Source organism: Hymenobacter sp. B1770 (assembly GCF_049896385.1).
Classification (GTDB): domain Bacteria; phylum Bacteroidota; class Bacteroidia; order Cytophagales; family Hymenobacteraceae; genus Hymenobacter.
Window position 1 is genome coordinate 937,294 of the sequence record NZ_JAFCUF010000001.1, and the last position, 12,894, is coordinate 950,187.

At 58.1% G+C, this 12,894-nt stretch carries 8 protein-coding genes; 5 read left to right on the top strand and 3 right to left on the bottom strand.

Going from position 1 to position 12,894, the window contains the following annotated elements:
• The first annotated feature begins 47 nt into the window (after positions 1-47).
• Complete coding sequence (locus tag ACP7AJ_RS03835; RefSeq protein ID WP_426058855.1) at positions 48-1,313, top strand: O-antigen ligase family protein; 1,266 nt, start codon at positions 48-50, stop codon at positions 1,311-1,313.
• Positions 1,314-1,341: 28 nt separating this feature from the next.
• Here ACP7AJ_RS03835 and ACP7AJ_RS03840 read toward each other — a convergent pair whose 3' ends face one another.
• The gene (locus ACP7AJ_RS03840) at positions 1,342-2,367 is read right to left on the bottom strand and encodes a Gfo/Idh/MocA family oxidoreductase (protein WP_426058856.1); all 1,026 of its coding nucleotides are present in this window, start codon (positions 2,365-2,367) and stop codon (positions 1,342-1,344) included.
• 415 nt (positions 2,368-2,782) lie between these two features.
• On the opposite strand from ACP7AJ_RS03840, the gene ACP7AJ_RS03845 reads away from it, so the two are divergent.
• From ACP7AJ_RS03845 to ACP7AJ_RS03860, 4 genes are all read left to right on the top strand, one after another.
• On the top strand, positions 2,783-8,257 hold the full coding sequence (locus tag ACP7AJ_RS03845; RefSeq protein WP_426058857.1) for a hypothetical protein: 5,475 nt from the start codon (positions 2,783-2,785) through the stop codon (positions 8,255-8,257).
• Positions 8,258-8,363: 106 nt separating this feature from the next.
• The gene (gene plsY, locus ACP7AJ_RS03850) at positions 8,364-9,008 is read left to right on the top strand and encodes a glycerol-3-phosphate 1-O-acyltransferase PlsY (protein WP_426058858.1); all 645 of its coding nucleotides are present in this window, start codon (positions 8,364-8,366) and stop codon (positions 9,006-9,008) included.
• Between the two features lie 264 nt (positions 9,009-9,272).
• Positions 9,273-9,839, top strand: coding sequence for a hypothetical protein (locus ACP7AJ_RS03855; RefSeq protein ID WP_426058859.1), 567 nt, complete (start codon positions 9,273-9,275; stop codon positions 9,837-9,839).
• 86 nt (positions 9,840-9,925) lie between these two features.
• On the top strand, positions 9,926-11,290 hold the full coding sequence (locus tag ACP7AJ_RS03860; protein ID WP_426058860.1) for a dipeptidase: 1,365 nt from the start codon (positions 9,926-9,928) through the stop codon (positions 11,288-11,290).
• A gap of 72 nt (positions 11,291-11,362) precedes the next feature.
• Here ACP7AJ_RS03860 and ACP7AJ_RS03865 read toward each other — a convergent pair whose 3' ends face one another.
• Together ACP7AJ_RS03865 and ACP7AJ_RS03870 are read right to left on the bottom strand one after the other, a co-directional pair.
• Complete coding sequence (locus tag ACP7AJ_RS03865) at positions 11,363-11,983, bottom strand: porin family protein (protein WP_426058861.1); 621 nt, start codon at positions 11,981-11,983, stop codon at positions 11,363-11,365.
• Between the two features lie 239 nt (positions 11,984-12,222).
• Positions 12,223-12,804, bottom strand: coding sequence for a porin family protein (locus ACP7AJ_RS03870; protein WP_426058862.1), 582 nt, complete (start codon positions 12,802-12,804; stop codon positions 12,223-12,225).
• Between the last annotated feature and the right edge of the window lie 90 nt (positions 12,805-12,894).

A 12,894-nucleotide genomic window follows, 5' to 3' on the forward strand; every position in this document is an offset into this window, starting at 1 on the left:
TTGACAAACGGCTGACTGACTCCCTGAGTTACACTTTGCTTTCTTCTGTGCCATATTATTTCTCTGGCCGTCTTTCGCAGCACCTTTTGTGGCTGGCTTGTCTGGCGGGTGTGGCAGGGCTGCTGGCGTCGCGGGCGCTGGTGGCACTTGCCCCGCTGGTGGGCGTAGCGGCCGTGCTGGCCAACCCGCACTTGCGGCACGAAATACCCGCTTATTTCCGCAACGGTGCCGCTATGCGCGCGGCTGCCCTGGTAGTGTTCCTGCTGCTGAGCGGCTTCTATACCAGCGAGTGGGCTACCTGGCGTCACGAGCTGTTTCGCAGCCTGCCCTGGCTGGGTGTGCCGTTGGCCTTCACGCTGGCCGTGCCTCTCACAGCTGGCCAGCGCCTAACAGTGGGGCTGTTTTATGTGCTGAGCACGACGGCCGTGTGCCTTGCTACGCTCATTCAGTACCTGCTCGACCCCAGCACAGCCAACGAGGCCATCAGCATCGGCCAGAACATGCAGTCCATCACGGGCGTGTTTCACGTCTATTTTGGGGTAATGCTGGCTTTAAGTTGCTTTTGGGGGCTGCTTTTGCGGAGCCACCCGTTGGTGCGGCCGTGGCTGCGGGCCGTGCTGATGGGTGCCGCTGTGCTGGTCGCGCTCACGCTGCACGTGCTGGCTTACCGCACCGGGCTGCTGGTGCTCTACGTCGGTCTGCTGGCATATGTAGGGCAGTTGTTCGCCAAAAAACGCCTGTCTTTGGGCCTGGGGCTGCTGCTGCTGCTGGGGGCGGGCCCGTGGCTGGCGTATCACACGCTCGAGTCGGTGCGGCAACGGACCTTGTCCACGGTTTGGGACGTGGAGCAGTACCTCCTCGGCCACGACATTAACGACTATTCCCTTGCCCGCCGCTTGGCCGCCGCCGAAACGGCTGTTGTTATCATCAAACAGCATTGGCTGCTGGGCGTGGGCCCGGCCGATGCCCAGGCCGTGATGCGCGAGCAGTATGCCTGGAAAGACTTTGGCCTGCGTCCCGCCAACCAAGCCGATGTGCACAACCAGTACCTCAACGCCATGCTCGGCGGCGGGGTGCTCGGCCTGGGGTTGTGGCTCGCAGTACTGTTTGGGCCCTTGGTGCCGCGCCATTCGCGGCAAAACCCCTACATCGGTTTTTTCATCCTCATCCAAGCCACCGTAATGATGGTGGCCGACATGCTAAGCCTGCAAATCGGCCTCAACCTGTTTGTGTTCTGCTACGGTTTTCTGGTAGTAGCCGAGGAAGCCCGTCACAAAAAAAGCGTGGAAGATGATTCGCTGCGCTCTGCCTAACAGTTGAAGCGACTTTGCCTGTCCTCTCTCAGTCCGCGTCGGCTGCCAGCAGCTCGTTTTGCCACAGCAATTCCTCTTCCCGAATGGGGTAGGGGACACCCCGGCGAATGGTCTGGTGTGCAGCGTCGAACAGCTGCATGTAGTTGCCGGGAGCAGCGGCCTCGGGGTGGGTAGCGAGGTGGCCATCGGCCGCAGCCAAGGTAAGCCGGCCCTCCTGGCCGGATTTCTCGTGGCCATAGTCGGGTGCTAGGGGCGACACGCCTTGCAGCAGCTGGGCTTCCTGCGGGTCGGTGCGGCCCTTCTTGTAGCTGCCCTGGGCGCCGTGCAGCACATAGGCCGGGCCAGGGTCAGCGACGAGCAGGCCAGAGGTCAGCCACACATTCAGCCCCTTAGGGTAGCGCAGATGCAGCGAGAAGAAATCGTTGACCTGGCTGCCCGGACGGTATTGGCCAGTGGTTTTATGGAAGCCAAGGGGCTGGCCAAACAGGCTGATGGCCTGGTCGATGAGGTGCGGGCCCAGGTCGTAGAGCAGGCCGCTGCCAGGCAAGGGCTCCTCCTTAAATTTCTTGGTGTTGAGTGCAGGCTTATAGCGGTCGAAGCGGAAATGCGCTTCAATAAGCTGGCCCAATTGCCCGCTTTCCACCACGCGGCGCACGGCGCCAAAGTCACTGTCCCAGCGACGGTTTTGATAAGCCAGCAGATGGCGGCCCATTTGCTTGGCCAGGGCCCAAAGTGTTTGCATCTCAGCCACGGACGTAGCCACGGGTTTTTCCAGCAGCACGTGTTTGCCGGCCCGCAGGGCTTGCTGGGCCAGGTCGAAGTGGGTGTTGCTGGGCGTGTTCACCACCACGAGTTCCAGGGCGGGGTCGGCCAGCAGCTCGGCCACGCTGGGGTAGCTGCGAATGCCGGGGTAGTCGAGATGCATGCGCCGCTCGGTGCGCTCCACCACCGACTGCAAGTCAAATCCGGGGTGCGCGCTTAAAAAAGGCGCCTGAAAAAGTTTGCCCGACATGCCGTAAGCCAGCAAGGCGGTGCGAATAGGGGCAGTGCTCATAGCCCAAAGTAACGCACCCGCCTGCCAATCACAAGGCCCGGCCCTGGCGCGGGCCAAGCGCTGGCGTAAAGGCAAGGATTTTGCTTACCCTGTAACCGAAGTAGGACAACAAGGAGAAACCAAAAAGGACATTGTCTAGAAAATTATTGATAATCAGGAGGTATTATTCTTAAAGGTCGATGGTTATTGTGTTGCTTTTTTGATTGTGCCTAACTTGTACCGGGTTTTTTGACTCAACACTAGGCACTATACTTCATGCCAGGTGTTTGTGTTTAAAAAGCAGCCCATCAACGTCTGGATTTGTCATTTATTCGGCGTGCGAATAGGGCAGGAGAGGAGTTGCTAGATTAATCACCCACAGGTATCGCGCGCGGCTTGCTACCCAAGTCACTATTACAGACGACAACTAGATTATATGAAGCGATTAGTTATTCTTACTTCGTGGCTCGGCCTGCTATTGGGCGCCTATACTTCGGCCCAGGCGCAGGCCCAGCCGAAGACGCCACCGCCCGTAGCGGCCGCCACCGCCCCACCAGCGGCGGCCGCTCCGCGTTACCAGTTGGGCAAGCTCTCCACCGACCCCGCTCAGTACATGCTGGACGTGCAGAGCATGATGGCCAGCACCAACAATGCGGCTGCCCGCGCCACGGCGGCCCGGCTCAAAGAGCTGTGGGGCACCAACCGTCTTACTTCGTCGCAGCAGGCCCGCATAGTGGCGTTGTCGCAAACCATGCTGGCTAAGAAGTTCCGGCCCCGCCCCCACTTTGAGCTCCTGTTTAGCGCCATAATCGGTGGTGCCACCACGGCCAAGCTCAGCGACCAGCAAATGGACCAGTACCTCGATGTGCTGGGTCAGACTCTGGAAAAGGAAGCGCCGCAGGAAACCGAGAAGTTTATTGTCAGCACCAACCGCTTTCTCAACGGCGGCTACCTCCACCGCTCGGGCTACAGTACGCTGCGGGCCGTGGGCGGCACGGTGTCGTTTGCTTATTCACCCATTGCCGCCCCGGCTTCCAACCTGGAGTTTGGGGCGCCCGCTCCGGCACCTAAAAAAGAAGAAGCCCTGCCCGTAGCTAAGCCTGCGGTGAAAAAGCCCGCGGCTGTGGTCAAGGCGCCAGTGAAGGCCGCCCCCAAACCTGCCCCTAAGAAGAAAGCCAGCAGCAGCGGCTGGGATACTGCCGACATGTGGTCATCGCCCTCGGGTGGTGGCTGGGGCGATACAGACGATGGCTGGGGCGCTCCCGTGAAGAAAGCCCCGGCTAAGACTGCCGCCAAAGCACCGGCCAAGGCCAGCCCAGCCAAAGCCACAACTCCCGCCAAGCCCGCTGCGCCCGTGGTAAGCGCCGCCGACTTTGACACTCCTGCCGCAGCGTTCACGCCCTCGGCCCTGCCTTACGACGACTATTTGGCCCCGCCAACTCGCGGCGCCGTGCTTGTGGTGAAGGACGCCGACCTGTTCCTGGCCTCGGCCGGAGACTCGGTCATGCTGAAGAAAGTAAGCGGTACTGCCGTGCCCAACACCAATCGGTTTGTCGCCACTGGCGGGCAGTTTTCTTGGCTCATCAAAGCCAACCCGGTGACGGCTGAGATGGAGGGGTTTGACTTCGATATGGCCAAGCCCGAATTCACGGCCCAGACCGTGACGGTAGCATACCCGGCGGTGCTGGAAGCGCCTGTGAAAGGTGCCCTCAGCTACAAAAACGTGCGGCGCAAGGCTGGCAACACCGAAACGGGTTACCCGCGCTTCATCTCTCTCACCAACAACGCTCGCATCAAAAACCTGGGCGAGAACCTGCAGTACCGCGGCGGTATTTCCATGGCCGGCAGCAAGGTGCTCAGCGCTGCCCTCGACGGTTCCCCCTCCAACCTCATCGTGAGCCTGGAGGGCAAGCCCAAGTTCAAGGCCACATCGCGGGCCTACGTGCTGGGCGACTCCATTATCACGGCCAGCCGCGCCGCAGTTACCATTTACCAGGGCGCCAAAGACTCGGTAACGCACCCCGGCACCGAGCTCAAGTACAATAAGAGCAAGAAGGAGCTGAAGCTCGCTCGCGAAGAAGGCCTTTATAAAAACACACCCTACAGCGACTCTTACCATCAACTCGACATCCGCACCGAGGCCCTGACCTGGAACCTGGGTAGCCCCACCATCGACTTCGCCGTGTTGTCCTCGAAAAACCAGCAGGCGGCCGACTTCGAAAGCAAGGAGTTCTTTACCAACAGCCGCTACCAGCAGCTCAAGAGCATCAATCGCCTGCACCCTTTGCAAATGCTGCTGGGCTACAGCCAAAGCCACGGCAATGTCAAAACTATCAATGTGAGCACCTTGGCTACCGAGCTCAAAACCTCGGAGCCAAATATGCGCAGCGCCATGGCCGGCCTCGCACGTGATGGCTACGTGCAATGGGTTCCCCAAACCGGCGAGGTAATCATTCTGCCCAAGGGCTCGCACTACGTGGCCTCGGCCCGCGACCGTAAAGACTACGACCACATTGCCATCAAGTCCTTGTCGGGTTCGGGACGCAACGCCACCCTCAACCTCGTGACCAACGAGCTGCTGGTGCGGGGCGTAGAGCGTTTCAACTTCACCGACGACTCGGCTACAGTGTTTGTGAAGCCGGACAGCGCCATTATCCGCATTCAGAAAAACCGGAACATCAACTTCAACGGCACCGTGGTGGCCTCGGCCATGCGCTTTCGCGGCCGGGATTTCAAGTTCGATTACGACGGCTTCTACGTCGACATGGCCAAGATTGACTCTATCGTCATTCGCAGCGAAGCCAAGGACGCCAAGGGCCGGCCCACCGGCAAGCACGCCGACTTTGCCCTCACCAACAAAGGCAAGGTGTCTACCGGACGCCTCTTCCTCAACGACCCCAATAACAAGTCGGGCCGTAAGAAGAAAGGTCAGTACCCGGCCTTCGACTCCCAAAGCGGGGCCAACGTGTACTTCGGCAAGCAGTCGGTGCTGGGCGGGGCCTACGACTCCACCATGGTGTTCGACATTCCGCCGTTTAAGCTCGACTCGCTCAACGGCATCAGTAAGTCGGCGTCGGGCTTCAACGGTACCTTCCGCAGCGGCGGCATCATTCCGGATATTCAAACCAAGCTCACGGTGCAGGAAGACGGCTCGCTGGGCTTCGTGTACGAAGTACCCAAAGACGGCTTTCCGCTCTACAAAGGCCGCGGCCGTGTGTTTAATAAGGTGAAAATGGACGGCGGGGGCCTGCAGGCCGATGGCAGCGTCAGTTACCAAACAGGCACGTTCACCTCCAATAAATTCGTGTTCTACCGCGACTCGGTGGTGACGGTGGGCCGGTCGGGGCAGATTACGGCCAAGAAAGGCGATGGCGTCGACATCGCCAAGATGACCTTGCCACCCAACTACCTCATGCACTGGGATGTGCGCCGCGACTCGATGTTCCTGAGCACACCCAGCTCGGGCGAGCCCATTCGTCTCTACAGCACCGCCGACCGCAAGGCCAAAACCGTGTCGGGGTATAGTTTCAAAGGCACGGCCCTGCTCACGCCCAAGAGCACGGGCGGCAGCGGTACCCTCGACGGGCCAGATTCTTTTATTAAGTCGCCGGAATTCGTCTTCAAGAACGGTAGCTATTCCGGGCGTCGGTCTACGCTCAACGTAAAATCGGCCGAAGCCAACAAGCCGGCCCTCACCGCCAACGAGGTGGCCTTCGACTACAACCTGGACAAGGGATACGCCGACTTTAAGCGTGAAGAAGGCAGCAAAGCCAGCATCGACTTGCCCTATTCTAAATTTAGAACCACACTGAGCGGTGGGCGCTGGGACTTCAAGAAAAAGCAGGTGCAGCTGCGCGTAGCCGCCAATGCGGACTCCACCAAGTCGTACTTCTACAGCACTAACCCCTTCCAGCTGGGCCTGAAGTTCCGGGCTTCCAGCGGCGTGTATGACCTGGCCAAGTACCAGATGAAGGTGGGCGGTGTGCCCTACATCGCCGCCGCCGATGCGTGGATTATTCCCGATTCCGGCAAGGTCAATGTCCTGGCCAACGGACGCATTCAGCGCTTTAAGAACGCCACCGTCGAGCTAGACTCATTGGGCAAATTCCACAGGCTCGTGAAAGGCACGATAGAAGTGGTGTCGAAGGAAGCCTTTACGGGCAACGCCGAGTACAGCTTCAAAACGGCCCGCGACACGGTAGCCCTGCGCTTCTCCAACTTCGAGCCCGACCCGGCGGCTATTCTGGCGGGAAAGGGCAAACTGGTGAAACTCCTGCAGCGCGACAAAGACAAAAAAGGCGGCTTTGAATCGACTGTGGCCGGTCCGCCCACGGTGGCCACGGCGATTGTCAATTCTACCACCAAATTTCAGCTCACGCCCCGCATTGCCTACCGGGGCAACGTGCAGCTGCACTCGCAGCGCCGCGGCTTTGCCTTCGATGGCCAGGTGCAGCTGCAATTTGGCAAAGACCGTAACTCGGCCGCGTGGGTGGCAGTGAAAGACTCCATCGACCCCAAGAACTTTAGCCTCAACCTCAAAGACATCAAGTCGGAAGACGGCACTCCGCTCATCACGGGCCTGTTCCTCTCGGACCAGAGCAACAAGGTCTACCCGCTCTACGCCGCCGCGGTGCCCGACAAGGCTGACGTGCCCATTCTGACGGTGGACGGCAACTTGCGCTATGACGACAAAAAAGGTCTTTACACCATTTCGCGCAACGACCCGAGCGACGTCAACGCCTACGAGGGCGCTGCCCTCACCTACACCGACGCCACCAACTCACTGAAGTTTCGGGGCCCTATGACGTTCATCACCTCGAATAAGAACTACAAGATGGTGGGCAGCGGTGTGGGGTCTGCTAACCCCGACAGCGCCCGGTACTCCATTGATGCCATGCTCGGCATCGATATCGAAATGCCCCAGAAAGCCATTGATGTAATGGGCGCGGAGTTGGCCAAGCTCACCAAAGGCTCGCCCGAGGCCCAGGACGGGTCCGGGAACGAGCTGTATAAGCTGGCTCAGTTCGTTGGCAACAAAGCCACAGAGGCGTACTCCATGCGCAAGGGCAGCCCCGAGCCCATCATGAAAATGTCGCCCAAGCTGATGCATACCATCTTGCTAAGCAGAGTGAACCTGCGTTGGAGCGAAAAGCGCCGTGCTTGGTATTCGGTGGGCAAGATTGGCTTGTCGGGCGTGGGCAAGCAGGCCCTCAATGCCCTCATCGATGGCCACATTGAAATTCGCCGCGAAAACTCTACCGATGTCGTGGAGATGTACCTCGAGGTGGAGCCGCAAAGCTGGTACTATCTTAAGTACGCTAATAACCTGCTGCTGACCAAGTCGCCGAGCGAAAGCTTCGAAAACGAAATCAGAAGCAAAGCCAAGTATGACTATAGCACGGCCACTAGCTATGGAGCTTTCGTGGGCGACTATTCGGATGTGGATGCCTTCCGCTCGCACTTCCAGAAAGACTACCTGGGTAAGAGCGGCAAGCTGGCGGCTCGCCCCATTAACCCTGCCCCGACCGACAACTTTGACACCGTGGACGGCAAGAAAAAGAAAAAGGGCAAGGGCGACGACGCCTTTGGTACCAGCGACCCCGGCACACCCGATGCCGCTGCCGAACCCGCAAAAAAGAAGAAGAAAGCCAAGGCCAACGACCCCTTCGGCGATGGGGTGATGGACGAAGCCACCGCCCCAGTAGCGCCCGCCAAGAAGGAGAAAGCTAAAGAAGCTGCCCCCGCCCCTGACCCAGCTGCCGACGCTACCCAAGACAAAAAGGAAGCCGAGCGCCAGGCTAAGGAAAAGGCTAAGGAAGACGAAAGGCTGAAAAAGCAGGAAGAGAAACAGAAGAAGGACGAAGAGAAACGCAAGAAGAAAGGAACAGAGGACCCCTTCGGCGATAGCTAAGCGCTTCCCTGCAGGGCAGCAAAGCGAACGGTCATGCTTAGCATGGCCGTTCTGCGTTTATGGGCAAAATGCGGTAGTCGTTGCTTCGCGCTACATTTATCCCCGCATGAACTATCTCTACATCTTACTCGCCCTCGTGGCTGCCTACCTGCTCGGCTCTATTCCGACGGCTCTATGGGTTGGTCGCCGCTTCTTCGGCTTGGCCGATATCCGGAAGCATGGCTCCGGCAACGCTGGTGCCACCAACACCTTTCGGGTGCTGGGCCCCAAAGCTGGCTCTGCCGTGTTGCTCGTTGATGCCCTGAAGGGATTTGTAGCGGCCTACTTACTGCCGATGTGGCTGGTAACCCAAGGGGCCATTGCTCCCGAGCACGAGCTGTACTTCAAGCTGACATGCGGCGTGCTGGCCATTGTGGGCCACATCTATCCCATTTTTGCCCAATTCCGGGGCGGCAAAGGCGTGGCCACCGTGCTAGGCATGATGCTGGGCGTGGCACCGGCTACGGTGGGCGTGTGCCTGCTGGTCTTTATTGTAATGTTGCTGCTGTTTCGCTACGTGTCGTTGGCCAGCATGACGGCAGGCCTCACCTTCGCGCTGCTACAGTTGCTGCCCCAGTTCCGGCCGGCCCAGCCCTTCATGGTCTACGTGGGGTTTGTGCTGGCTGTCTTGCTCATTTATACTCACCGGGCCAATATTGGGCGGTTGCGCAGCGGGACCGAGAGTCGGGTGCCGCTGTTTGGGCGAAAGTAACTTGGGGAGTGGCTCTCACAAGAGCCTGCTTAGCCGCTGCTGGCGCGCATTTTCGTTGCGCTGCCAAATGGCTTTGAGCCTCTGGCTCAAGGTTAAATCGGAGGTCAGTCGGGCCTCGTTCACGCGGCCAGTCAGAGGCTCAAACCAAGTCGCCAGTCAGAAACGCGCGCCAGCACCAGCGCCTATAGAAGTCAAATGCATTTGACAACGGCTCTTCGGTTCTATATCAAGCGACCAGTCATTTCACTCCTTTTCCACTCCTTTATGCTCCGTTTTCTGTTTTTGCTGCTCGTTGCGCTGCCCGCGGTTGCGCAGAAATACAATGCCGAGCTGAGTACCCCGCCCGCTGGCTTTGCCTGGCAGGCACTGCCCGAAATAAAAGGCGCCATGCTGATGCCCGAGGGCTGGTACTTCAAGCCCGAGGGGCAGAAAGATGCAAACGCCTACTTCCTCACTCAGGAAGAAATTGTGGACGGTGGCGAGTTTCAAACCGGTGTCAGCATCAACGTGAATCGGAAGCTAAAAGCCAAATCCGGTCGGACTGCGCCCGACTATGCCAAGGCATTCAGCGCCCGCACCGGCATTGGTCCCAACCTGGAAGTGCTGGAAAAGCAAGCCACCGTAGACGGCCTCTTTCACAAGTACATGGTTCGCTACCGGGCCTCACCGGCCGATGCGGACCCCAAAATCATCTGCCAGCTGGCCATCGGCAATGCCAAGACCGACACCCTGTATATCCTTGTTTTTGAAAGCCCGGAAAAAGACTGGGTCGAAGCCTGGAAGCTAGGGGATGTGATGCTGAAAGAGCTGGTGCTGGACTCGCGGCAGTAGCTCCTGCTGTTCCGCTTCTGTATCGGCCCCGCCCGCTACTTTTACTTCCCTGTTCCCAACCCATCATCCTTCAACTCTAGCCTCGCATGGCCACTTATCTTTCCGACAACCAAACCCGCTTTCTCGACGAACTGATTGACTGGCTCCGCATTCCCTCCGTTTCGGCCGACCCCAAGTTTCACGGCGACGTGCTGCGGGCTGCCGACTACCTCCGGATGCGCCTCGAAGAAGCCGGCGTCAACAACGTCGAAATCTGCCCCACGGCCGGCAATCCAATCGTCTACGGCGACTACCTCACCGACCTCAGCAAGCCCACCGTGCTAGTGTATGGCCACTACGACGTGCAGCCTGCCGACCCCTACGAGCTGTGGACCTCGCCGCCCTTCGAGCCGGTGATTAAGGACGAGAAAATCTACGCTCGTGGCGCCTGCGACGACAAAGGCCAAGTGTATATGCACGTGAAGGCTTTTGAGATGATGATGCGCGATGGCCAGGGCGGCGTGCCCTGCAACATCAAGTTCATGTTCGAGGGCGAAGAAGAAATCGGCTCCAACAACCTCGAAATCTTTGTGCGCGCCAACAAAGAGAAGCTGAAAGCCGACGTCATCCTCATCTCCGACACCGGTATTCTGGCCAACGACGTGCCCAGCATCGAAGTGGGCCTGCGCGGCCTGAGCTACCACGAAGTGACCGTGACTGGCCCCAACCGCGACCTGCACTCCGGCCTCTACGGCGGCGCCGTGATGAACCCCATCAACGCCCTCTGCCAGATGATTGCCAGCCTGCACGACGAGAACGGCCACATCACCATCCCCGGCTTCTACGACAAGGTGGACGAGCTAAGCGCTGAGGAGCGCGCCGAGATGGCCAAGGCCCCTTTCTCCGAAGAAGACTTCAAAGCCAGCATTGGCCTGCCCGCCACGGCCGGCGAAAAAGGCTACTCCAGCATGGAGCGCACCAGCATTCGGCCTACGCTCGACGTGAACGGCATCTGGGGCGGCTACACCGGCGAAGGCGCCAAAACCGTCATCGCCTCGCAGGCTCACGCAAAAATCTCCATGCGTCTGGTGCCCCACCAGACCTCGGCCGAAATCTCGGACCTTTTTCAGAAGCACTTCACCAGCATTGCCCCAGCCGGGGTTACCGTACAAGTGCGCCCCCACCACGGCGGCGAGCCCGTGGTGACGCCCACCAACTCGGTGGCCTACAAAGCCGCAGCCGACGCCATGGAAACCACTTTCGGTAAGCGCCCGGTGCCCACGCGCGGCGGCGGCTCCATTCCCATTGTGGCCATGTTTAAGTCGGAGTTGGGCCTGGATACCGTCCTGCTCGGTTTCGGCCTCGACTCCGATGCCATTCACTCGCCTAACGAGCATTTCGGGGTGTTCAACTTCCTGAAGGGCATCGAAACCATTCCGCATTTCTACCGCAACTACGCAGCCGCGCAGTAGTAAGGAGTTTCTATCACGACAAAGCCCGGCTTCTGAAAAGAAGCCGGGCTTTTTTATGACCATTATCGGGGCTTAGCGCCTTCCAAAAGAGTATGTCAGGTATAGCTGAAACGCGCTATTTCGTGTCCGGTCCTGGTAAGTAGTAGAGCCCTGCAGACTCTCCTTGCCGATGTTGGTGAACGCACCGTTGTAGCGCAGGCCCGCGCCCAGGCCCGATTTACGCTGGTAGCCCAGGCCGGCTAAATAGCCAAAATCGATGGTGTTGTAGCGGCTCTCGATGTCCGTCGAGGCATTGCCAAACTTTGATTTTGCACTTACTAGAAAGCCCACTTGTGGGCCGGCCTCAATAAAGAATCCGTTGGTGTTGACGTGAAAGGCCAAGGGTACATCTACGTAATTAAAGCGGTAGGTAGTGTAGAGCTTTTCGATGACAGGGCTGCTATTGTTAGGCTGCTTCATGCCCTTTTGCGAATACAAAAGCTCGGGCTGAAAGGCAATGTGATTGCTAAGGCTAAGGTTAGCAAGGAGGCCGGCGTGAAAGCCGAAAATATTTTCCAGCGACTTAGCGTCTTCCCCTACCAAGCGCGACAGTGAAGCCCCCGCCTTTACCCCAAGGGCCAGGTTGCCGCGTTGAGCGTGGGCCGCCCCGTGCAGACCAGCGACGAGGAGAAGCGAAATAATTGACTTTTTCATAATTCGGCAAATTGAATACTGCCGCAAAACTACAACTGTGATTACTGCGCGAGAGAAAAATGTAGCAGAGTCACCAAAAATGCAAATATAAGTCGCCGCCGCGGCCTCAACCCGATTGCTTCCCAAAGACGATTGATTGCTACAGTACGCTTAACCTAGGCGGTTGTAATCAAACCAAAAGCCCGCCTCTGCTATAGAGACGGGCTTTTTTAGTGCTGAATTCAGCTTATAACTCTAGCCTATCTACCGCCGAATGCGAAGCCAACATATAGTTGGAAAGCGCTGTTGCGAGTTTTGTCATTGTCGCTGGTTTCCTTACTGATGTTAGTAATGCCACCGTTGTAGCGTAGGCCAATCATGGGGCCGCTCTCAGCTTGGTAGCCCAAGCCTACTGCATAGCCAAAATCAACCGATTTGAAGTTATCCTTCACGTCCACCGACGTGGTTCCGTCCGTAATCTTAGCGCCGGCCAGAAAACCTACTTGAGGACCGCCTTCGAAGAACAAGCCGCCAGCATTCACTTTCACCAATACAGGAACGTCGATATAGTTAAGCTTGAACTTTGCGTCGTTCATGCTTTCCGATTGAGCGCCTTTCTGCGAATACAGAACTTCGGGCTGAATCGAAATCAGGTCGCTTAGGCCGAAGTTTGCAAAAGCACCGCCCAGCAGGCCGATTTTGCTTTCAATGTCTTCGTCGTTATCATCGGTGGTAATGGTGCTATAGTTAACACCACCCTTCAGGCCGAAACGAACCTCTTGGGCATTGGCTGCAGTGGCAACGCCAGCCAGCAGGCCGAGGGATAAAATAACTTTTTTCATGGGTGTGAGAGAGAAAAAGGTGAGAGAGGAAGAAATTACGCAGCAAAGCTATGTGTAAATTTTTAACTAAATACTAGATTATAAGCTTGG